Annotated in this window: 18 protein-coding genes and 1 tRNA gene; 14 read left to right on the top strand and 5 right to left on the bottom strand. The window is 63.1% G+C overall.

Annotated features, from left to right (window positions below; all coding sequences use genetic code 11):
• Nucleotides 1-68 precede the first annotated feature (68 nt).
• The 6 genes from pstC to phoR are packed head-to-tail and all read left to right on the top strand — an operon-like array spanning nucleotide 69 to nucleotide 5640.
• Nucleotides 69-1055 carry a phosphate ABC transporter permease PstC gene (pstC, locus tag ABIC50_RS03640; RefSeq protein WP_011656504.1) on the top strand — a complete coding sequence of 329 codons (987 nt, stop codon included), beginning with the start codon at nucleotides 69-71 and terminating at the stop codon, nucleotides 1053-1055.
• Nucleotides 1052-1945, top strand: coding sequence for a phosphate ABC transporter permease PstA (gene pstA / locus ABIC50_RS03645; protein ID WP_011656505.1), 894 nt, complete (start codon nucleotides 1052-1054; stop codon nucleotides 1943-1945). Before pstC ends, pstA begins: the two co-directional genes overlap by 4 nt.
• A gap of 15 nt (nucleotides 1946-1960) precedes the next feature.
• The gene (gene pstB, locus ABIC50_RS03650; RefSeq protein ID WP_011656506.1) at nucleotides 1961-2809 is read left to right on the top strand and encodes a phosphate ABC transporter ATP-binding protein PstB; all 849 of its coding nucleotides are present in this window, start codon (nucleotides 1961-1963) and stop codon (nucleotides 2807-2809) included.
• A gap of 18 nt (nucleotides 2810-2827) precedes the next feature.
• Nucleotides 2828-3532 (top strand): phosphate signaling complex protein PhoU, encoded by a 705-nt coding sequence (phoU, locus tag ABIC50_RS03655; RefSeq protein WP_006750312.1) that lies wholly within the window; start codon nucleotides 2828-2830, stop codon nucleotides 3530-3532.
• A 29-nt stretch (nucleotides 3533-3561) separates the two neighbouring features.
• Complete coding sequence (gene phoB / locus ABIC50_RS03660; RefSeq protein ID WP_006750313.1) at nucleotides 3562-4263, top strand: phosphate regulon transcriptional regulator PhoB; 702 nt, start codon at nucleotides 3562-3564, stop codon at nucleotides 4261-4263.
• Between the two features lie 57 nt (nucleotides 4264-4320).
• Nucleotides 4321-5640 (top strand): phosphate regulon sensor histidine kinase PhoR, encoded by a 1320-nt coding sequence (phoR, locus tag ABIC50_RS03665; RefSeq protein ID WP_011656507.1) that lies wholly within the window; start codon nucleotides 4321-4323, stop codon nucleotides 5638-5640.
• 123 nt (nucleotides 5641-5763) lie between these two features.
• Here phoR and ppk1 read toward each other — a convergent pair whose 3' ends face one another.
• On the bottom strand, nucleotides 5764-7827 hold the full coding sequence (ppk1, locus tag ABIC50_RS03670) for a polyphosphate kinase 1 (protein ID WP_011656508.1): 2064 nt from the start codon (nucleotides 7825-7827) through the stop codon (nucleotides 5764-5766).
• A gap of 279 nt (nucleotides 7828-8106) precedes the next feature.
• On the opposite strand from ppk1, the gene ppx reads away from it, so the two are divergent.
• On the top strand, nucleotides 8107-9621 hold the full coding sequence (ppx, locus tag ABIC50_RS03675; protein ID WP_105833740.1) for an exopolyphosphatase: 1515 nt from the start codon (nucleotides 8107-8109) through the stop codon (nucleotides 9619-9621).
• A 64-nt stretch (nucleotides 9622-9685) separates the two neighbouring features.
• Here ppx and ABIC50_RS03680 read toward each other — a convergent pair whose 3' ends face one another.
• Nucleotides 9686-10117 (bottom strand): hypothetical protein, encoded by a 432-nt coding sequence (locus ABIC50_RS03680; protein WP_006750317.1) that lies wholly within the window; start codon nucleotides 10115-10117, stop codon nucleotides 9686-9688.
• 527 nt (nucleotides 10118-10644) lie between these two features.
• Here ABIC50_RS03680 and ABIC50_RS03685 point away from each other — a divergent pair.
• From ABIC50_RS03685 to ABIC50_RS03700, 4 genes are read left to right on the top strand one after another with little or no spacing between them, the layout of a single operon-like run.
• Entirely contained in the window at nucleotides 10645-13422 is a 2778-nt protein-coding gene (locus ABIC50_RS03685) for a type VI secretion system Vgr family protein (RefSeq protein ID WP_354161620.1), read from the top strand.
• Nucleotides 13423-13457: 35 nt separating this feature from the next.
• On the top strand, nucleotides 13458-15410 hold the full coding sequence (locus tag ABIC50_RS03690; RefSeq protein ID WP_354161623.1) for an esterase/lipase family protein: 1953 nt from the start codon (nucleotides 13458-13460) through the stop codon (nucleotides 15408-15410).
• On the top strand, nucleotides 15404-16444 hold the full coding sequence (locus ABIC50_RS03695) for a T6SS immunity protein Tli4 family protein (RefSeq protein ID WP_244096832.1): 1041 nt from the start codon (nucleotides 15404-15406) through the stop codon (nucleotides 16442-16444). Before ABIC50_RS03690 ends, ABIC50_RS03695 begins: the two co-directional genes overlap by 7 nt.
• An 11-nt stretch (nucleotides 16445-16455) precedes the next feature.
• Nucleotides 16456-16743, top strand: a complete 288-nt coding sequence (locus tag ABIC50_RS03700; protein WP_175735768.1) for a PAAR domain-containing protein — start codon at nucleotides 16456-16458, stop codon at nucleotides 16741-16743.
• A 417-nt stretch (nucleotides 16744-17160) separates the two neighbouring features.
• On the opposite strand, the gene ABIC50_RS03705 is transcribed toward ABIC50_RS03700, so the two are convergent.
• Nucleotides 17161-17237, bottom strand: a tRNA-Pro gene (locus ABIC50_RS03705).
• Between the two features lie 161 nt (nucleotides 17238-17398).
• Between ABIC50_RS03705 and sixA the strand changes: the two genes are divergently transcribed.
• Together sixA and ABIC50_RS03715 are read left to right on the top strand one after the other, a co-directional pair.
• Nucleotides 17399-17860 carry a phosphohistidine phosphatase SixA gene (sixA, locus tag ABIC50_RS03710; RefSeq protein ID WP_041491139.1) on the top strand — a complete coding sequence of 154 codons (462 nt, stop codon included), beginning with the start codon at nucleotides 17399-17401 and terminating at the stop codon, nucleotides 17858-17860.
• Nucleotides 17861-18019: 159 nt separating this feature from the next.
• A complete protein-coding gene (locus tag ABIC50_RS03715) occupies nucleotides 18020-18826 on the top strand; it encodes a GNAT family N-acetyltransferase (RefSeq protein WP_011656520.1) in 807 nt (268 codons plus the stop codon).
• A 207-nt stretch (nucleotides 18827-19033) separates the two neighbouring features.
• On the opposite strand, the gene ABIC50_RS03720 is transcribed toward ABIC50_RS03715, so the two are convergent.
• Entirely contained in the window at nucleotides 19034-19204 is a 171-nt protein-coding gene (locus ABIC50_RS03720) for a hypothetical protein (RefSeq protein WP_006750326.1), read from the bottom strand.
• A gap of 138 nt (nucleotides 19205-19342) precedes the next feature.
• On the opposite strand from ABIC50_RS03720, the gene ABIC50_RS03725 reads away from it, so the two are divergent.
• Nucleotides 19343-19519 carry a hypothetical protein gene (locus ABIC50_RS03725; protein ID WP_175668506.1) on the top strand — a complete coding sequence of 59 codons (177 nt, stop codon included), beginning with the start codon at nucleotides 19343-19345 and terminating at the stop codon, nucleotides 19517-19519.
• A 19-nt stretch (nucleotides 19520-19538) separates the two neighbouring features.
• Here ABIC50_RS03725 and ABIC50_RS03730 read toward each other — a convergent pair whose 3' ends face one another.
• Nucleotides 19539-20909 carry an MATE family efflux transporter gene (locus ABIC50_RS03730; RefSeq protein ID WP_354161626.1) on the bottom strand — a complete coding sequence of 457 codons (1371 nt, stop codon included), beginning with the start codon at nucleotides 20907-20909 and terminating at the stop codon, nucleotides 19539-19541.
• Nucleotides 20910-20911: the final 2 nt, after the last annotated feature.

A 20911-nucleotide genomic window follows, 5' to 3' on the forward strand; every position in this document is an offset into this window, starting at 1 on the left:
GTGCCGGTCGGGCAGTGTGTGCGGTAAGGCCGGGCGTCACGGCGCCCGGCGATCCAGAACAGGCACCCATGTCTGAAATTTCCTACACGTCCTCCCGGTCCCCCGACGCCGCGTCGCAACGCGCGCCGAGCCGCCTCGGCGACGTTCTGTTCGGCGGCCTCGCATGGCTTGCCGCGATCGTGACCCTGCTGCTGCTGGGCGGGATCATCGTTTCCCTGATCATTGCGTCGATGCCGACCATCCAGAAGTTCGGCCTCGGCTTCCTGTTTCAATCCGAGTGGGATCCGAACTCGGATGTCTTCGGCGCACTCGTGCCGATCTACGGCACGCTCGTGACGTCGATCATCGCGCTCGTGATCGCGGTGCCGGTCAGCTTCGGCATCGCGCTGTTCCTCACCGAGCTGTCGCCCGTGTGGCTGCGCCGCCCGCTCGGCATCGCGATCGAGCTGCTCGCCGCGATTCCGTCGATCGTATACGGCATGTGGGGCCTGCTCGTGTTCGCGCCGATCTTCGCCGAATACTTCCAGAAGCCGATCGGCCGCATCTTCAAGGACGTGTGGGTGGTCGGTCCGCTGACGTCCGGCGCGCCGATCGGCATCGGCATCCTCGCGGCCGGCGTGATCCTCGCGATCATGATCATCCCGTACATCGCGTCGGTGATGCGCGACGTGTTCGAAGTCACGCCCGTGCTGCTGAAGGAATCGGCGTACGGGATCGGCTGCACGACGTGGGAAGTGATGTGGAAGGTCGTGCTGCCCTATACGAAGACCGGCGTGATCGGCGGCGTGATGCTCGGCCTCGGCCGCGCGCTCGGCGAAACGATGGCCGTGACCTTCGTGATCGGCAACACGAACCTGCTCGACAGCGTGTCGCTGTTCGCGCCGGGCAACAGCATCACGTCGGCGCTCGCGAACGAATTCGCGGAAGCGCAGCCGGGCCTGCATACGTCCGCGCTGATGGAACTGGGCCTGATCCTGTTCGTGATCACGTTCATCGTGCTGTCCGTCTCCAAACTGCTGCTGCTTCGTCTCGAGAAGGGAGAGGGCAAGAAATGAGCGAGCCCATCATGAATTTCCCCGGGCCGAACGGCGCCGCGCTCGACGCGATGCGCAACCGCCTGCAACGCAGGCGCAAGTTCACCAACGCGATCGCGCTCACCGCGTCGCTTGGCGCGATGGCATTCGGGCTGCTGTGGCTCGTGTGGATTCTCTACACGACCGTGCACCTCGGCGTCGGCGGCCTGTCGCTGCAGTTGTTCACCGAATCGACGCCGGCACCGAACACGGAAGGCGGCGGTCTGGCGAACGCGATCGTCGGCAGCCTGCTGCTGTGCGGTTTCGGCACGCTGGTCGGCACGCCGATCGGCATCCTCGCGGGCGTCTATCTCGCCGAATACGGCCAGAAGAACCTGCTGGCGAGCACGATCCGCTTCATCAACGACATCCTGCTGTCGGCGCCGTCGATCGTCATCGGCCTGTTCGTGTACGCGATCGTCGTCGCGAAGTCGGGACGCTTCTCGGGCTGGGCCGGCGTGATTGCGCTTGCGCTGCTGCAGATTCCGATCGTGATCCGCACGACCGAGAACATGCTGAAGCTCGTGCCGAACGCACTGCGTGAAGCGGCCGTCGCGCTCGGCACGCCGAAGTGGCGCATGGTGCTGAAGATCACGCTGCGCGCGTCGGTCGGCGGGATCGTGACGGGCGTGCTGCTCGCGATCGCGCGGATCGCCGGCGAAACGGCGCCGCTGCTGTTCACGGCGCTGTCGAACCAGTTCTTCTCGTGGGACATGAGCCAGCCGATGGCGAACCTGCCCGTCACGATCTACAAGTTCGCGATGAGCCCGTTCGCCGAATGGCAGTCGCTCGCATGGGCGGGCGTGTTCCTGATTACGCTCGGGGTGCTCGGACTCAACGTCCTGGCGCGCTCGATCTTCTCGAAAAAGTAACGGCGGAGCGATCCGATGAATATGGCAGAAAGCCACCTGAATTCCGTCGAGCGCACCGCTGCGCCCGCCGGCACGCACGACGCGGTGCATGGCAGCCCGCTGGCGCCGCTGAACGCGAAGATCGAGGTCAACGACCTCAACTTTTTCTACAACAAGTTTCACGCGCTGAAGAACATCAACCTGCGCATTCCCGAAGGGAAGGTGACGGCGTTCATCGGCCCGTCGGGCTGCGGCAAGTCGACGCTCCTGCGCACGTTCAACAAGATGTACGCGCTCTATCCGGAGCAGCGCGCCGAAGGCGAAATCCTGATGGACGGCGAGAACCTGCTGACCACCAAGCGCGACATCTCGCTGCTGCGCGCGCGCATCGGCATGGTGTTCCAGAAGCCGACCCCGTTCCCGATGTCGATCTACGACAACATCGCGTTCGGCGTGAAGATGTTCGAAAAGCTCACGCGCTCGGAGATGGACGACCGCGTCGAGTGGGCGCTGTCGAAGGCCGCGCTGTGGAACGAAGTGAAGGACAAGCTGAACCAGAGCGGTTACGGGTTGTCGGGCGGCCAGCAGCAGCGTCTGTGCATCGCGCGCGGCATCGCGATCCGTCCGGAAGTGCTGCTGCTCGACGAGCCGTGCTCGGCGCTCGACCCGATCTCGACGGGCCGCATCGAGGAGCTGATCGCGGAGCTGAAGAGCGACTACACGGTCGTGATCGTCACGCACAACATGCAGCAGGCCGCGCGCTGCTCGGACTTCACGGCCTACATGTACCTGGGCGAGCTGATCGAATTCGGCGAGACCGAAAAGATCTTCATCAAGCCGGTGCGCAAGGAAACGGAAGACTACATCACCGGCCGTTTCGGCTGATGACGGAGAACAACAACCATGTCGGATAAACATCTGTCGAGCCAGTTCGATGCGGACCTGAATGCCGTGTCGTCGAAAGTGCTGGAAATGGGCGGACTCGTCGAGTCGCAGATCGTCGGCGCGATGCATGCGCTGAACGAGTTCGACCGCGACGCGGCCGAGAAGGTGATCACGGCCGAGGAAACGCTGAACGCGATGGAAGTCGACATCGACCAGGAGTGCGGCAACATCATCGCGCGGAGGCAGCCCGCCGCGCGCGACCTGCGCCTTCTGATGTCGATTTCGAAAACGATTACGAACCTCGAGCGCGCGGGCGACGAGGCCGAGAAGATCGCGAAGCGCGTGCGCCGCCTGGTCGACGAACCGGCCGCGCGCACGGTGAACATCGCCGAGATCAAGGTGTCGGGCGAGATGGCCGTGACGATCCTGCGCCGCGCGCTCGACGCATTCGCGCGCCTCGATACGGTGGCCGCCGCGCAGATCGTCAAGGACGACAAGGAAATCGACCTCGAATTCCGCGCGTTCGTGCGCAAGCTCGTGTCGTACATGCAGGAAGATCCGCGCACGATCTCGGTCGGCCTCGAATATCTGTTCATCGCGAAGGCGATCGAACGGATCGGCGACCACGCGAAGAACATCGCGGAGTTCATCATCTACATCGTGAAGGGCACGGACGTGCGGCACCAGCCGCGCGACACGCTCGAGCGCGAAGCCAACAGTTAACACCACGCACAGGAAGAACAGAGGTGCCGATGCCCAGCAACATTCTCGTCGTTGAAGATGAGCCCGCGATTTCCGAACTGATCTCGGTGAATCTCCAGCATGCCGGTCACTGCCCGATCCGCGCGTACAACGCGGAGCAGGCGCAGAACCTGATCAGCGATGTGCTGCCCGATCTCGTGCTGCTCGACTGGATGCTGCCGGGCAAGTCCGGCATCGCGTTCGCGCGCGACCTGCGCAACAACGAACGGACCAAGCACATCCCGATCATCATGCTGACCGCGCGTGGCGACGAGCAGGACAAGGTGCTCGGCCTCGAAATCGGTGCGGACGACTACGTGACCAAGCCGTTCTCGCCGAAGGAACTGATGGCGCGCATCAAGGCCGTGCTGCGCCGCCGCGCGCCGCAGCTGACCGAGGACGTCGTGTCGATCAACGGGCTGCGCCTCGATCCGGCCACGCATCGCGTCGCCGCGCACGGCGACGGCAGCGAGATCAAGCTCGATCTCGGCCCGACCGAATTCCGCCTGCTGCATTTCTTCATGACGCATCCGGAGCGCGTGCACAGCCGCACGCAACTGCTCGACCAGGTGTGGGGCGATCACGTGTTCGTCGAGGAGCGCACCGTCGACGTGCACATCAAACGATTGCGCGCGGCCTTGAAACCGGCCGGCTGCGATGCGATGATCGAGACCGTGCGCGGCAGCGGCTACCGGCTCGCCAAGCACGCGTAACGTATCCGCGCATGCCGTGTGCCACGGCATGCCGTTCATTCTTTCGGGCGCTGAATCATGAACATCATCTGGGCGCGCTTTCTCGTGTCGCTCGTGCTGCTCGTGCTGATCAGCGTATTGGTCGGCGTGTTCGCCGGCCCGACCGCGGCCTGCGGGTTCGCGGCCGTGATGCTGGTCGCGCAGGGCTTCTTCAGTACCTTCCATACGCAACGCCTGTGGCGTCTGCTCGATGCGCCCGTCTACGGCGAGGTGCCGAGCGCACCGGGCATCTGGGGTGAAATCTATTACCGGCTGCACAAGCTCGCGAAGCAGTGGCATGCGCAGGTGCGGCAGGTCGAGCAGCAGCATTCGCGCTTCATCCAGGCGATCCAGGCGTCGCCGAACGGCGTCGCGATGCTCGACGACCACGACCAGATCGAGTGGTGCAACGCGATCGCCGAGGTGCATTTCGGCCTCGATGCGAAACGCGACCTGCGCCAGCACATCACGAACCTCGTGCGTCATCCGGAATTCGTCCGCTACCTGAACGCGCAGCACTACGATGAAACGCTCGTGATGCGCGGGATGGGCGACTCGCGGCAGAACGTGCTGGAGGTGCAGGTGTTTCCGTACGGCGAGAACCGCAAGCTGCTGCTCACGCAGGACATCACCGAGCTCGAGCGGACCGACGCGATGCGCCGCGACTTCGTCGCGAACGTGTCGCACGAACTGAAGACGCCGCTCACCGTGCTGTCGGGTTTTCTCGAGACCATGCGCGAACTGCCGCTGAACGAGGAAGATCGCGCGCGCTATCTCGAGATGATGGAGCAGCAGGCGTCGCGGATGCGGCACATCGTCACCGATCTGCTGGTGTTGGCGAAGCTCGAGGGCGAAAGCAGGCCGCCGGTCGATCACGCGATCGACATGCGCGCCGTGTTCGACCATCTGAAGGAGGATGCGCAGACGCTGTCGAACGGGCATCACGAGATCGCGTTCGCGATCGACGAGACGCTCGGCGTCACGGGCGCGCAGACCGAAGTGTTCAGCGCGTTCGCGAATCTCGTCACCAACGCGATCCGCTATACGCCGGACGGCGGCAAGATATTCGTGTCGTGGCGGCGCGAGGGCGCGCAGGGCGTGTTTTCCGTCACCGACAGTGGCTTCGGCATTCCGGCCGCCGACCTGCCGCGGCTGACCGAGCGCTTCTATCGCGTCGACCGCAGCCGTTCGCGCGATACGGGCGGCACGGGGCTCGGCCTCGCGATCGTCAAGCACGTGCTGCAGCGGCACGACTCGCACCTGTATGTGCAGAGCGAGGAAGGGCGCGGCAGCACGTTCACCGCGCGCTTCCCGGCGTCGCGGATCATCGCGATCCGGCCGGCGGCGTTCGAAGCTTGAGCGCGTGATCGTGTGACACGGTTCGTGCGCATCGCATCCGCGCACGACCGAAACGAAAAAGGCACAGCCCGCATGAGCTGTGCCTTTTTCGTTTGATGCGCGCCGTCTGTCTACGCCGCCTGCCTACGAACAGAACTTCGCGAGCAGCCCGAGTTGCGCGTTGCGCAGCGTCTTGCCCGCGCGGCGGCGCCGATAGTGACCGTCGCTTTGCATCAGCCATGCCGACTGATTGTCGCCGAGACAGACCGACAATCCCTCGGCGATCACGCGGCGCTTGAGCTTGCGCTCGCGGATCGGGAACGCGACTTCGACGCGGCGGAACAGGTTGCGGTCCATCCAGTCCGCGCTCGACAGATAGACTTCCTCGGCGCCGTCCGCGTGGAAATAGTAGATGCGGTGGTGTTCGAGGAAACGCCCGACGATCGAGCGCACCGTGATGTTTTCCGACAGCCCCGGCACGCCCGGCTTCAGCGCGCACACGCCGCGCACGATCAGGTCGACCTTGACGCCGGCCTGCGACGCTTCGTACAGCGCGGCGATCACCGTCGGCTCCAGCAGCGCGTTCATCTTCGCGACCACGCGCGCGCGCTTGCCGGCGCGCGCATTGTCGATCTCCGCGCGGATCGATTCGATGATGCGCGGATGCAGCGTGAACGGCGACTGCCACAGCTCGTGCAGCGTCAGCTCGCCGCCGATTCCGGTCAGTTGCTGGAACACGTGGTGGACGTCCTCGCAGATCTTCTGGTCGGCCGTCATCAGCCCGAAGTCGGTGTAGAGGCGCGCGGTGCGCGGGTGATAGTTGCCGGTGCCGAGGTGCACGTAGCGGCGCAGCGTCGCCTTGCCGCCCTCCACGACGCGGCGCACGATCAGCATCATCTTCGCGTGGCACTTGTGACCGACCACGCCATACACCACGTGCGCGCCGACGGCTTCGAGCTGCGACGCCCAGTTGATGTTGGTTTCCTCGTCGAAGCGCGCGAGCAGCTCGACGACGACGGTCACTTCCTTGCCGTTGCGCGCGGCGGCCATCAGCGCGTCCATCAGCGGCGAATCGGTGCCGGTGCGGTAGATCGTCTGCTTGATCGCGACGACGCTCGGGTCTTTCGCGGCCTGCTGCAGCAGTTCGAGCACCGGCTGGAAACTTTCGTACGGGTGGTGCAGCAGGATGTCGCCGTCGTCGATCGCGTCGAACATCGCCGGTGCATTGGCGATCACGGGCGGGATCGATGCGGTGAACGGCGCGAACTTCAGGTCGGGACGATCGACGAGATCGGGGATCTGCATCAGCCGCACGAGGTTCACGGAGCCGGCCACGCGATAGCAGTCCTTCTCGTCGAGCAGGCTTTCCTCGAGCAGGCGGCGCACGATATGTGCCGGCGTGTCGGCCGACACCTCGAGCCGCACCGCGTTGCCGAGATGGCGCGCGGGCAGTTCGCCCTGCAGCGCGACGCGCAGGTTGGTGATTTCGTCTTCGTCGACGAACAGCTCGCTGTTGCGCGTGATGCGGAACTGGTTGCAGCTCTTCACGACGAGTTGCGGGAACAGTTCGCCGACGAAGCGCTGCATGAACGTGCTGAGCAGCACGAAGCCGTGCTCGAAGCCCGACAGCGCCTGCGGCATGCGCACCACGCGCGGCAGCGCGCGCGGCGCCTGCACGATGCCCATCACCGCCTGACGGCCGAACGCGTCGCGGCCTTCGAGCTCGACGACGAAGTTCAGGCTCTTGTTCAGCACGCGCGGGAATGGGTGGGCCGGATCGAGGCCGATCGGCGTCAGCACCGGCAGCAGTTCGTCGAGGAAGTAGCGGCGCGCCCATTCGAGCTGCTCGTCGTTCCACGTGTCGGCCGCGTGGAAGTAGATGCCTTCCTGTTCGAGCGCCGGCAGCACGGTTTCGTGCAGCATCGTGTACTGGCGGTGCACGAGCCGCTGCGCGCGCTCGACGACGAGGTCGTAAGCGTGCTGTAACGACATGCCGTCGGGCGTCAGGGCGCCCGGGTTGTCGCGGATCTGTTCCTGAAGGCCGGCCATCCGGACTTCGAAGAATTCGTCGAGGTTGCTGCTGGTGATGCAGATGAAGCGCAGGCGTTCGAGCAACGGGACTTGCGGGTCGGCAGCCTGGGCCAGCACGCGCTCGTTGAACCCGAGGATGCCGAGTTCACGATTGAGAAGCGGATAACGGACGGACATCGGCAGAGTAGGGGATGATTCGGGCGATGATTCGAAAGGACGCTCGGAAACTCTCACGGTACGATGACGTGCTGATGACGATTATGTATTTATATCGGGAAATTCTACGCCGCAACCGTTTCATCTCATAAATGTTTCGGCCATATACAATCTACCCGGGTACATGCCCGTGAAGCGTGGCTACGGCAAGCGTTCCACGCTTAAAATATCGCCTTTGATTGATCGTCCAGCGTGGCCGCAGCGGCTGGCGCGGGCGAACGCGCACGGAGCCCCCTTCTGATGGTTACATCCCCCCACTTGCTGGCTGCCGTCGATCTCGGCTCGAACAGCTTCCGGCTGATCGTCGGGCGCGTCGAGGAAACCCCGGCGGGCAGCCAGATCTATCCCGTCGATGCGCTGCGCGAGCCCGTTCGACTGGCCGCGGGCCTGTCGAGCGACAAGATGCTCGATCGCGCGTCGCAGGAGCGTGGCTGGGAGGCGCTCAAGCGGTTCGGCGAGCGCCTGCGCGATTTCCACCCCGATCACGTGCGGGCGGTGGCGACCAACACGCTGCGCGTCGCGAAGAACGCGGCCGAATTCCTCGGCGAGGCCGAGGCGGCGCTCGGTTTTCCGATCGAAGTGATCGCGGGCCGCGAAGAGGCGCGCCTGATCTATGCGGGTGCCGCGCATTCGGTGCCGGCCAGCGCCGGCAAGCGGCTCGTCGTCGACATCGGCGGCGGCTCGACCGAATTCATCATCGGCTCGCACTACACGCCGATCGTGATGGAGAGCCTCTACATCGGCTGCGTGAGCCACAGCCGTGCGTTCTTTCCGGCCGGCAACGTCGACGAATACACGATGCGGCAAGCCGAACTCGCGGCCAAGCGCGAGATCCAGATCATTTCCAGCGAGTACAAGAAGGCCGGATGGGACCAGGCGATCGGCTCGTCCGGCACTGCACGTGCGCTCGCGGAGCTCGTCGAGGCGAACGGCTTCAACGACGCGGGCATCACGCACGGCATTTCGCGCGGCGGGCTCGAACGCCTGAAGCGCGCGCTGATCAAGTCGGAGAACGTGAACCGGCTGAAGCTGATCGCGCTGAAGCCCGACCGCGTGCCGGTGCTCGCCGGCGGCCTCGCGATCATGCTCGCGGTATTCGAGGAACTCGGTGTCGACTATGTCGATACCACCGACGGCGCGCTGCGTCTCGGCGTGCTGTACGACCTGCTCGGCCGGACCCAGCACGAGGACATGCGCGCGGTGACCGTCGAGGGTTTCACGCGCCGCTACGGCGTCGATCGCGCGCAGGCCGAACGCATCGGTGCGCTTGCGGTGCGGTTCTACGACGAGCTCGATGAAGCCGACGACGAAGCGCGCGAGGAAGCCCGGATGTTCCTCGGCTGGGCCGCCGCGTTGCATGAGATCGGGCTGTCGATCTCGCACAGTTCGTATCACAAGCATTCGGCCTATATCGCGAGCAACGCCGACATGCCGGGTTTCTCGCGCACCGACCAGGCGCGCCTCGCCGCGCTCGTGCTCGGGCACGCGGGCAAGCTCGGCAAGCTGTCGCAGGCGCGCGACGTCGAATGGCCGCTGCTGTTCTGCCTGCGGCTCGCGGCGCTGCTGTGCCGGCGCCGGACCGATGCCGGGCTTCCGGACATTTCCGTGTCGCAGATGAAGAAGGGCGGGTATGAAGTGCGCCTGCCGAGCGCGTGGGTCGAGCAGAACCCGCTGACCGACTACAGCCTCAGCCAGGAAGCGGCCGAGTGGGAGAAGGTCGGCATTCCGTATCGCGTGGTTTATACGGGCGCGTAACGAGGCGCGCTTCGGGCGAGCGACACCGGCGCGGCGAGTTTGCGCCGCTTTCCTTGCGACGCGCTCAGTCCGAGCACACGATCGCGGTCAGGAACGGGAACGCCTGCTTGACGGTCGCGTCGCTGCCAGCCTTGCGCACGGCCTGTTCGACGGCACTCTTCGTGCCGCGTACCACGACGCCATACGCCCAGTTGCCGATCGGCGTGCCGTCGCCCGGCTGGAAGATCGGGTCGTTCGCCTGGTAGCCAAGCACGACGTAGACGCCGAAGCCGTAGGCGGTCAGCGGGTGGTTCGTGCGGAATGCGTTCACCGAATTCGCTTCGACGTGCATCGGCTCCGACTGGATGTCGCCGGCCGCGAGCAGCGGCGCGACGAACTTGTGGCCGTTCGAATGGCAGTCGAGCGCGTCGTCGAGCGACTTGGCCGACGCGGCGCCGGACGCGCCGAATGCGAGCAGCGCGCCGAACAGGGCAGTCTTGAGAACGTTGTTTTTCATGCTCGGTTGCGGGTTGGTCACGGATATTATCGCGTGTTCTCGCAAGATTCGTGCGCGGGGGGCGGACAACACCACCCATTTACCCCGCCACCTCATTCGCTTTCGCAGTGCATTTTCTGTTTCGAAGTGACGGTGGGGCGAGCCAGCCTGGACGTGTTCCGTGTCGTTGCAGCGACACCTTCCGATTGGGCCTTTCCCGTAAGGCTTAGGGAAAATTTACGACTTCGGCCAATGGCATGGTCGCAATTCAGAAGGTACTCGTCCTGCGCGACGAATATTTGCGGAACCTCCTCGTCCGCGTTACCGCGCCAAGGGCGCCTCAATGAATTTGTGACAATGATTCGCTGTCGCCCAATCGTGCCTGGGCGCGAGCCTCCGCGTCGCTAGGCAACCGGGCGTCAAATTCTGTCAGGCCGAACGATATTTGTCAGACTTTAGATTAAAATCGCGCGGGCGACTTGCTGTCGCAATGGCTGACCGTCTTTGTGCGACTGACGGGACGGTCGAACCTGAGAGAGATAACGAAAATGGATATCAGACCGTCCGCACTCGGGGACCTGAAGTTGCGCGACCTCTACGAGGCGATCAGTAAGGGCGTTTTGCAGGAGGGGCGGCTGTTGATGCTGAGTACGCCGCTCGGCAAGAATGCGCTGGTACCGTTACGTGCGCGCGGATCGGCCAGAATCGGGCGGGACTATTCGTACACGATCGATGTAGCGTCGACGCGCGACGATACTGCGCTCCTGTCGCTGATGCATCAGCCTGTCACCCTGCAGATTCAGCAAGTAACGGCTCCCTTTGCGGTTCCCGTCTATCGTCCGGTGCACGGCTTCGTCCATCGGGTTGCCTATTTGGGCGGTAACGGCAGCCTTTCGACGTATCAGATCGAGTTTTCATCGGCGCTGGTCTTCCTTGAAAAAACCCACAACGAAGAAGGCTGGCTCGAGAAAGATGCCCGCGAGATCATTTCCGACGTGCTTGATCGGTATCCGCAGTTACGCGGGCAGTATCGTTTTGCGCTGTCGACCGATCCTGCCAAGCGGTCGTGGTGCAGGCAAAGCGAATCCGATCTTCACTTCGTAAATCGCTTGGCCGAAGCCGAGGGCTGGTATTTCTACTGGATCCACGAAAACGTGAGTGAAGGTGACGCGCCCAAGACGACGCTCATAATCGTTGACCGCGTCTCGACACTTCCCGACGCCAAGTCGGTTGAATTCATTCAGGCCAACGACAGCAGCGAATCTGACGGTTTCGCCCATTGGGCCGCGGTGCAGACGATGCAGAGCACGCGCTACATGTCGCGTGCGTTCGATTACAAGCGGCCCGCGTCCAATTTTCAGGTTGAAAGTGGGCTTGCCGCGACCAGCTATGTCACGGAGGAGCACCGCCAGAAAGTGGAGCAGCGCGTTCCTGATGCGCCGATGACGGTCTATGAATCGACGGCTTATGGCTATTCCAGCTCAGACACTGGCGAGGTGCGAGCGCGACGGCGAGTAGAGATATGGGATGCGCGAGCAAGCCGATATTTTGGCGTCGGAGGCGTGCGGTGGCTCGATGCCGGTTCGCGGTTTATGTTGAACGGGCATCCCCGCCACGATGGCGGTGATGCGAAGAAGCGAGAATTTCTGGTGGTCGAGGCACGTTGGTTCATCGAGAACAACGTCCCGATCGGCCAGCAGACGGCCGAGTTTCCGCAAAGTCTTCGTGCAACTCTGGCCGAGCAACAGGCGATTCACCGGGAGCGGTTCAAGACGCTTGGACATGAGGCGGATGGTTCGGCCGGATTTTTCGTGCTCGAAGTCGAAGCGCAACCCACGGCAGTTGAATACCGGAGTCCGCTGGATCATCCGAAGCCGGTCATGTCGGTCGAACACGCGCTTGTCGTGACCCCCGATGGCGCGGAAGCGTGGACCAACGACCGAAACCAGATCAGGGTGCATTTCGCATGGGATCGCAAGAATCCACCGGACGCCTTCAATTCCTCACCGTTGCTGTCGTCGCTTCAATCCGATACCGGCAACGGTTATGGAGCGGTTCACGTTCCGAGGGCGCGGGAATGGGTCATCGTCGGCTACTGGAACGGCGACTGTGATAAGCCGTTCGTATTAGGGCGTATCAACGGAGGCGCCACCCCATCGCCATGGCATTCGAACGCGTTGCTGTCAGGGTTCAGGTCGGAGGGGTTTGGGAAGACCGGCGCATACAACTCGTTCGTCCATGACGATTCTACGAATCAAAGCGGGACGCGGCTGGTTAGCTACACGGGCAAGAGCTATGCGGCACTGACGCAGGGCTACCTGATCAAGCACGACGACGGCAACACACGAGGTCAGTATTTGGGTGCCGGCTTCATCTTGCACGCTGACGAGTTCGGTGCGGTTCGTGCCAGCAAGGGGCTCTCTATCAGTGCGCACTCGAAATCCTACGACGATGAGCAGATGGGCGTGGACGAGGCGCGCTCGCAGTTGCAGCAGGCGGGAATGCTGATCGAGTCGCTCTCTAGCGCAAGCACAACCGCTCAGGCGGAATCGCTGCAAACCGGACAGGATGCGCTCAAGGCGCTGTCGAAGGACATCAAGCATCCGGTGTCGGGCGATACGTCGGGCGGCGTGACGGCAGGGGGCGGCACCGGTAGCGCCAATGGATTCGCGCAGCCGAACATACTGGTATCGACGCCGAAGGACATTGCACTGGTCGCAGACAACTCGACGCATATCGTGGCCGAGAAAGAGGTCAACGTCGTCAGTAACGAGAACACGTATGTGGCGACGGGCAGGTCGTTCGTCGTCGCGGCTGCGGAAAAGGTGAGCTTCTTCGCGCAGAAACTTGGTGCGTACTTCGTGACCGCGAAAGGCCCGATCAAGCTGTCGGCCAACACGGATGACGTGAGCGTCAACGCGGGCAAAGACGTGACCGTGAAGGCCAAGCGGATTGTGCTCGACGCCGATGAAATCATCATCAAGGCTGGCGGCTCGTACACGAGGTGGGTGGCCGCTGGCATCGAGGATGGCACGCAAGGGCCACGCACGATCAAATCGGCATCGCTCAGCCGTCAGGGGCCGAGTTCGATTGCGCAGCATATGAACAGCCTGCCGCAGGCCAAGTTTAACGATCCGTATGTGCTGCGCGATCGCATCACGGGCGAGGTGCTGAAAAACCACCCATATGAACTGATCCGCGGGGACGGCACACGTCTGACCGGAATGACGAACGAGCTGGGGCAGGTGGCCGAACAGAAGAGCGAGGATATCGAGAAGCTGGCGGTGCGTGCATTGCGGCCGAAGCCGAACGGTCCTGCGGCTTGAACCCGATAACCTATGGTCGAATCTGAAGAACGACGATGAGCGAAAACACAGATCAATCCGGCGGCGGATCGCCGTTCAGTGACGATGCCGAGAAGGAAGTCGTCCAGCAGGCTGGTCGCACGGACAAGGACGGCGCGTCGGTCGGGCATTTTACGTTGACGCCGGCGAGTGACACGCGCTCCAAAGAACTGCTGTGCGACGTGCGGCCAATCATTCCGGTGATCTTCCTGCCAGGCGTGATGGGCTCACCATTGGTGAACACCGACACCGGTGACGAGATGTTCTTTGCACCGGAAACGGACGGCCTATTTGGGAAGGCGGGCGCATTGCCAGCGCTGCTCGGCCTTTGGTTCAAGGGTGCGTCCACGCGGGAAAAGCTGTTCGACCCGACCCAGGCAGCCGTCACCCCGTTCGGGCCGGTCAGCGCCGGCAAGCACGAAAAGGATGCTGAACCCGACCAGTACGTGGACGAGAAGGAGGCCATTCGGCGGGGGTGGGGCTCAGTGTATCGATCGAGCTATCAGCCCATGTTGGCGTGGCTGCAGGAGCAACTGAACGAGCCGATGCATCTGGGGAAGCATAAAGGACCCTGGATTGCAGGCGACCCCGACGGTAAGAAATGGGCGCTGAAGCCGCTGCTGGACACGGAGCCGGCCGACTACGGGGCGCTCGGCGTCGGCGCGCAAGGCCGGGGGCAGGCGATTGCAAAAGACTCTGAGGTGTTCAAGCACTTCATGAAATACCAGTATCGAGTGTACGCAATTGGGTACAACTGGCTGCAATCGAATGAAAAATCGGCGCAACAGGTAATTGATGGCACGGACTTCAAGGACAAGAAGACCGGCAAGACGGCGCGCCTGATGGGCATCAAGGAGATCATCGAGGAGAATCATAGCGGCAAGGCGATTATCCTCACGCACTCAATGGGCGGGCTGGTAGCACGGATGGCGATCGCGATGCACGGTGCAGCGGACCTGATGCACGGTGTATTCCACAACGTGCTGCCGGCGACCGGAGCACCCATCGCGGCGAAGCGGTTCCGCACCGGTGGCGGCAGCGAGGGCGGCGTGAACGGTTTCATCAATGGTGCACTTCTTGGGAGTGATGCAGACGAGTTTGTGGCGGTGGCCGCGAATGCGCCGGGACCGCTTGAGCTGTTGCCGATGCCGGATTACCACAATGGCGAGGCATGGTGGATCTTTTCGCGGCTCGACGGTACTCCGGTGATGAAGTTTCCGAAGGAAGGGAGTGCATACAAGGAGATTTATGCCAATACCAAATGGTACGGATTGGTACCTGAGGAATCAGTATCGCTACTCGATCCGGCGGGGATCGTAACAAAGCGGCTGGACGATTTGGGGCGTGGGGACACAGTTCTTAGTAATTTCCAAGCATTGATGGGAGACGTTGTTACGGCGAATCAAAATAAGATAAAAAATAAATACCATGATAGGACTTATATTTCCTATGGCGACGGAGCTTTGCTGCCCAAAGGGCGAGCTACCTCAAGCAATGAGTCAAGCAAACCTGCGATCGAGAAAGGCAAGGAGCTCGACGAGCTGTTGGCATGGGGTACGGTGATCTGGAAGGGCAACGTGCCCGCCGGCGTAACGGAGGAAGAGCTGCGCGCTGCACGGTTCCTCGGTGAGAAACACGACGATTCCCACACAGGGACACTGCGCGTGCATCTGGACTCGCGCAATGTCACCATCGAGTTCGAGGTGCAGAAGGTGGCAAAGCTGCCGCCGGGCAGTGACGCGCCCGATCCTGAGAAGAACGGCATCATCGCAGGCGACGGTACTGTGCCGGCCTGGTCGGCCGAAGCACCCGCGTATGGCTTGGAAGGGGGCGCGGCCAACGGTGTACAAATGGTGTTCGACCAAGGAGGATATGTGCATCAGGAAAGCTATAACCATCCATGGGCGCGCTGGGCTCTCCTCTATAGCATCGTTCAAATCGCGCAAGATGCTCCGGAGCCGAAATGCTGACGAGAATTGGCCGACTCCTATTTTTAGTGATGGGCGTGTGCGCCTGTTCGATGACCTTTTCTGTGGAACCGACGATGACGAATCCTTTGTTGTCCAAGCCGCGCCCGTGGTGCATCGGGCGCTTTGTGTTCCAACGACCTGCGACTAGCGAAATCACGAATCAGCGGTACGCGTTTCGCGGAGAAAAACTGGAAACACAACATAATGCGTCAATTGCTACATATCGAGCAAAAGTAAGTGATTTGGAGAAGACGCTAAAAACAAATATACGCATCGACCCGAGTGAAAATAACAAACCAACGAATCATGCTTGGCTGGAAAGGGAGGTCTCGCCAAGAAGCGACTCGAAGGCTTTTGTTTATCAGATGTCGCACACTGACGGGATAAGACTCCCATTTAAGTCTGAGGGTTTTGTTTTTGATGGTGATGAAATATTTCATACGACCGGATCATTTGGTCCAGATGCACTGAGCAAATTTGAAGGGTTTTATACTGATCTATATCGGCGCATTAAGGCGCGCGATAACTGGTCGGTTCCGACCGAATCGGGGTTCTGCTTCGATGGCGGGATTGTCACGGGGTCTTCGACCTACCCCGAAGAAGCCAGCCAGTCGTTCGCGCTGATGCCGGGGCGGCCGGCGCTACTGGTCATTCAGACGCGCAAGTCGATGAGCGACGACCAAGGGCAACCATTGACCAAGACGCTTCCTGATCTGCGCGCGAAGATGGATCAGATTTCAAGCGGCAGCTACCGTATCCTGCGGCAGGGGAAACGCACGGTGGCCGGGATGGACGCGGAGGAAGTATTGTTCGCGCTGAAGGAAGGCGAGATCACGTCTTTCCGCTTCTATCTGCTCGCGCCAGGCGATCCGAGCACGTTGGCGAAACCGCATACCGCTATTCAGTTGCTGCTCGGCGCGAGCAGCCCCGATTTGAAGCCTGAAGAGGCGACGTCACCGGTCGATGAGGCTGGCGCACTGCAAACATGGGACACGCTGTTGAACAGCCTGCGATTGCGGCCAGGCGCAGTCTGAGCGGAGGCGACATGCGACGCTACGACATCGTGAAGGGTGACACGACGACCGTCGGAGGTATCGTGCAGGGTGGTGACGGACAAGACATTCTGCACGACCGCGAACAAGCGTATGAACACGATCCGGTGTGGTGCCCGGTGTGCAAGACAGTCGGCTTGATTGAGTGCGACGGCCCACGTCATTCAAGCACCGGGCCGGATGGTCGACAGTCGGCGTTGAGTGACGACCTCTGTCGATGTGCATGTCCGACGCCGCCGAAGCTGGTTGCGTCGCAGTCGGTATCGTATACCGAGGTCTGAGCAACGTGACCAAAGTGAAACGTGCGCGGGAGCGCGGTGGCGAGTGCCTGTCGACCGCCTATAGCTTCGTGGCGAAGTATTGATTCCGATGCGGGCAGTGACATAAACGGGAGGCTGCGGGCCACACACTTGCGCAAGCCTTCGTGTCAAGAGTGCTCTGTCAATGGGCGGAGAGTGCCCAGACCGGCTTGCGAAGCTCCGAGACAAAGCGTTGGCGGACGAAGTTCGGCGGGCGACTACTTGCCGTCATCGCGCCAGTCTTCGAGCGATGAAAAGGCAGCGCTGAAAGAGACGGGACTGGCTGCCATCGGGCGCAGTTCCTTATGGAAGTCAATCCGGCTGATAGCAAAGGAGTAGTGCTAGGGCGGATTGCACAAAAGAAAAAGGGGTTAGCGTACGCTAACCCCTTGATTCCTTTGGTCGGAGCGATAGGATTCGAACCTACGACCCTCTGATCCCAAATCAGATGCGCTACCAGGCTGCGCTACGCTCCGACGAGCCAAAGATTCTATCGTCTAATGGGTGACCGGGTCAATCAAGTTATGCATATCGCCCACATCATCCCGAACCGTTCACGATTGGCGACAATTCAGAGTGTGAGCGTCCGGCACGCACCTGCGCGACCGGAACGTTCGCCGATGCATGGAGAGACATCATGATGAACCTGATCCTGTGGCGCCACGCCGAAGCCGAAGACTACGCGGCAAACGACCTCGCGCGCCAGTTGACGAGCCGCGGGCGCAAGGAAGCGCAGACAATGGCCAAATGGCTGCGCGGCCGGCTCGAGTCGAACAGCGTGATCCTCGCGAGCCCGGCGGCACGTACCGTGCAAACCGTCGAGGCGCTGACCGACCAGTACCGGACCGTCGATGCGCTCGCGCCTGGCGGTAGCGTCGACGACGTGCTGACCGCCGCCGGCTGGCCGGACGGCATCGCGCCGACGGTCATGATCGTCGGACACCAACCGACCCTCGGCAGCGTCGTCGCGCACCTGATCGCAGGCAACGGTGACAGCTGGAGCATCAAGAAGGGCGGCATCGTGTGGATCGCAAGCCGGACGCGTGACGGCAGCCGTCAGGCCGTGCTGCGTGCGTTGTTGCCGCCGGACCTTGTGTGACGGGGTTTGACCGTATTGATCATACGGTTTCGCAAGCTTTCTGCTAAAGTCAATTCGGCGACACGTCATTGAATGGACACGGTCGTGCCACAGAATGGTAACGGCCGGTTACTACATTGGCTGGCATGTCGTCCTATTCCTTACGACCAGGAAAGCCTAATGCGAGAACTGCCGACGCCTACGCTCCCTTTTGCCTCGCTTCCCCTCGACACGACGCGGCGTCACCTGCCGCGCGCTGCTGAAACCGTCACATCCGAGTACCGTCTGCGTGCCGCATGGGCGCGTACAGAAGACGAATTGCGCGAGGCACAGCGCCTGCGTTACACCGTCTTCGCCGAAGAGATGGGCGCGCAGCTCAGCGGCCCGTCCGGTCTCGACGTCGATCCGTTCGATGCCTATTGCGACCACCTGCTGGTGCGCGATCTCGACACATTGAAGGTGGTCGGCACGTACCGCGTACTGCCGCCGCACGAGGCCGCGCGTGTCGGCCGTCTGTACGCGGAAGGCGAATTCGACCTGTCGCGCCTGACTCACCTGCGCGGAAAGATGGTCGAGGTCGGCCGCTCGTGCGTGCACAGCGACTACCGCAGTGGCGCCGTGATCATGGCGCTGTGGGGCGGCCTCGGCGCCTACATGATGCAGAACGGCTACGAGACGATGCTCGGCTGCGCGAGCGTGTCGATGGCCGATGGCGGCCACTATGCGGCGAACCTGTATCAATCGCTGTCGGCCAACGCGCTGACGGCGCCCGAATATCGCGCGTTCCCGCATACGGCGCTGCCGGTCGACGAACTGCAGACGGGCACCGTCGTCGCGCCGCCGCCGCTGATCAAGGGCTACCTGCGCCTCGGTGCGAAGATTTGCGGCGCGCCGGCCTGGGATCCCGACTTCAACTGCGCGGATTTCCTGACGCTGTTCCGGCTGTCGGACATCAACGCCCGTTACGCCCGCCACTTCCTGGGCTGAGCAAACCAGATCGCGCGGCGCGCACGAATGCGAACGCCGTCGCATGGGCAGGCTCTCACGGCCTGCCAGCGACGGCGTTCGGCTATTCGGACGAGGTCGGCCTATCCGGCCCTGTTAATTTGAACGGCACGCAGCAACCACGGTGCGCGCGGGCGCACGTTCGGGGCGGGTCCCGCGGGCGGCGACCCGGACGACAGGGCGGCTTGCCTAGTGCTTGCGCCGCCAGTCGAGCAGATGGTGTTCGGCCATCCAGTGATGGACCATCCCTTCGCCGCCGTGGCTGCGCTTGTATTCGCGCGATTCGAAGTACGACAGGGCGACGAGCACCATCAGGCCGACGAACAGGCCGATCAGGCCAGCGATCTCTTCAGACGACATGGCAGCCTCCTTTCAACGGGCACAGCGCCATGCCTTCATACTAGAACATCCGCGGGACGACCCCTAACCGGGAATTCCGCTAGACTCGGCGCGGTCCTGGCGCGCGATGGGCGCGCCGTTTTCCGGAGAGCCTTCCCGATGACTCGTTTCATGCTGGCCGTGCTGGCCGCGTCCATTCTTGCCGGCTGTTCCAGCGATCCCCGCCAGGCCCGTCGCGGCCACCCGCCGCAAGATCCGGCCGATTACCACGGCGTGCCGACCGACATGACGCCGCCATCGATGCTCGGCGCGCCGGCGCCCGCACCCGCGCAATAACGTCCGGCCCGCGCGGCGGTCAGGCGCCGGCCGCGGGAGCGTCGGCGCCGATCCGCCGCACGAGCGCCGGCAGGTAGCGTGCGAGCGTCGCACCGCGCGCGACCATGAACAACAACAGCGCGAACCACAGCCCGTGATTGCCGAACGGGCCGACGACGGTCACCGTCGCCGCGATGAAGATCGCAAACGACGCGACCATCGCGCGCATCAGCGATTGCGTCTGCGTCGCGCCGATGAACACGCCATCGAGAAGGAATCCCCACACGGACACGATCGGCGAGATTGCCGCCCACGGCAGGTATTGCAGCGCGACCGCGCGGATTTCGGCCTGGTCGGTCAACTGCGCGACGATCCATCCGCCGGCCGCCCAGTAGATGAGCGCGAACAGCAGCGCACCGAGCGCGGACCACAGCAACGTGACGCGCACGGCCTGGCGGAATGCGGCGCGGTCGCGCGCGCCGGCCGCGGCGCCGACGAGCGCCTCGGCCGCATGCGCGAAACCGTCCAGCCCGTACGCCATGAACGTCTGAAAATTCAGCAGCAAAGCGTTGGCCGCGAGCGTCGCGTCGCCCTGTTTCGCGCCGAGATGCGCGAACCAGCCGAACGCGCCGAGCAGGCACATCGTGCGCAGGAAGATGTCGCGATTGAGTACGATCAGGCGCTTGAGCGCCGCGCGGTCCGCCAGCGCACGCGCGGCAATGGGCGCGAGGCCGCGCGGCCGCAGCTGCCACAGCATCCACGCACCGAGCGCGAAGCCGCTTGCATCGGCGGTCGCGGTCGCCGCACCGATCCCGGCAATGCCCCAGCCGAAGCCGTACACGTATAACGGCACGGCACCGATGTTCACCGCATTGATGAAGACCTGCGCGACGAGCGCGAGCCGTACGCGCTGCACGCCGAGCAGATAGCCGAGCACGACGTAGTTCGCGAGCGCGAACGGCGCGCTCCAGATCCGCGCGTGGCCGTAGGCCAGCGCGGTTGCGCGGACCGCGTCGCTGCCGCCCAGCGCGGACAGCGCGAACGACAGCAGCGGCACCTGCAGCGCGAGCACCGCGGCGCCGAGCGCGAACGCGACGATCAGCGCGCGCAGCACGTTCAGGCGGATGCCGGCGGCGTCGCCGGCGCCGTGCGCCTGCGCGACGAGGCCGGTCGTGCCCATGCGCAGGAAGCCGAAGCCCCAGAACACGAAATTGAAGAACAGTCCGCCGAGCGCGACGCCGCCGAGATACTGCGCGCCGTCGAAGTGGCCGGCGACGGCCGTATCCACCGCGCCGAGGATCGGCTGGGTCAGGTTCGCCAGGACGATCGGGAACGCGAGCGCGAGGACGCGCCGGTGCGAGACGGCGGCCGAACCGGTGCCGGCCGCGTGCGGTAACGCGGATTCGGACATGG

The organism is Burkholderia sp. 567, assembly GCF_040545115.1.
GTDB lineage: Bacteria > Pseudomonadota > Gammaproteobacteria > Burkholderiales > Burkholderiaceae > Burkholderia > Burkholderia ambifaria.

What these genes read in the sequence shown, in the direction of transcription:
- ABIC50_RS03715 (WP_011656520.1), top strand. Translation starts at nt 18,020, where the DNA reads ATGCGAGAACTGCCGACGCCTACGCTCCCTTTTGCCTCGCTTCCCCTC.
- phoB (WP_006750313.1), top strand. Translation starts at nt 3,562, where the DNA reads ATGCCCAGCAACATTCTCGTCGTTGAAGATGAGCCCGCGATTTCCGAA.
- ABIC50_RS03725 (WP_175668506.1), top strand. Translation starts at nt 19,343, where the DNA reads ATGACTCGTTTCATGCTGGCCGTGCTGGCCGCGTCCATTCTTGCCGGC.
- ABIC50_RS03730 (WP_354161626.1), bottom strand. Translation starts at nt 20,909, where the DNA reads ATGTCCGAATCCGCGTTACCGCACGCGGCCGGCACCGGTTCGGCCGCC.
- pstB (WP_011656506.1), top strand. Translation starts at nt 1,961, where the DNA reads ATGAATATGGCAGAAAGCCACCTGAATTCCGTCGAGCGCACCGCTGCG.
- ppk1 (WP_011656508.1), bottom strand. Translation starts at nt 7,827, where the DNA reads ATGTCCGTCCGTTATCCGCTTCTCAATCGTGAACTCGGCATCCTCGGG.
- phoU (WP_006750312.1), top strand. Translation starts at nt 2,828, where the DNA reads ATGTCGGATAAACATCTGTCGAGCCAGTTCGATGCGGACCTGAATGCC.
- phoR (WP_011656507.1), top strand. Translation starts at nt 4,321, where the DNA reads ATGAACATCATCTGGGCGCGCTTTCTCGTGTCGCTCGTGCTGCTCGTG.
- sixA (WP_041491139.1), top strand. Translation starts at nt 17,399, where the DNA reads ATGATGAACCTGATCCTGTGGCGCCACGCCGAAGCCGAAGACTACGCG.
- ABIC50_RS03720 (WP_006750326.1), bottom strand. Translation starts at nt 19,204, where the DNA reads ATGTCGTCTGAAGAGATCGCTGGCCTGATCGGCCTGTTCGTCGGCCTG.
- ABIC50_RS03695 (WP_244096832.1), top strand. Translation starts at nt 15,404, where the DNA reads ATGCTGACGAGAATTGGCCGACTCCTATTTTTAGTGATGGGCGTGTGC.
- ABIC50_RS03685 (WP_354161620.1), top strand. Translation starts at nt 10,645, where the DNA reads ATGGATATCAGACCGTCCGCACTCGGGGACCTGAAGTTGCGCGACCTC.
- ABIC50_RS03680 (WP_006750317.1), bottom strand. Translation starts at nt 10,117, where the DNA reads ATGAAAAACAACGTTCTCAAGACTGCCCTGTTCGGCGCGCTGCTCGCA.
- ABIC50_RS03700 (WP_175735768.1), top strand. Translation starts at nt 16,456, where the DNA reads ATGCGACGCTACGACATCGTGAAGGGTGACACGACGACCGTCGGAGGT.
- pstC (WP_011656504.1), top strand. Translation starts at nt 69, where the DNA reads ATGTCTGAAATTTCCTACACGTCCTCCCGGTCCCCCGACGCCGCGTCG.
- ppx (WP_105833740.1), top strand. Translation starts at nt 8,107, where the DNA reads ATGGTTACATCCCCCCACTTGCTGGCTGCCGTCGATCTCGGCTCGAAC.
- pstA (WP_011656505.1), top strand. Translation starts at nt 1,052, where the DNA reads ATGAGCGAGCCCATCATGAATTTCCCCGGGCCGAACGGCGCCGCGCTC.
- ABIC50_RS03690 (WP_354161623.1), top strand. Translation starts at nt 13,458, where the DNA reads ATGAGCGAAAACACAGATCAATCCGGCGGCGGATCGCCGTTCAGTGAC.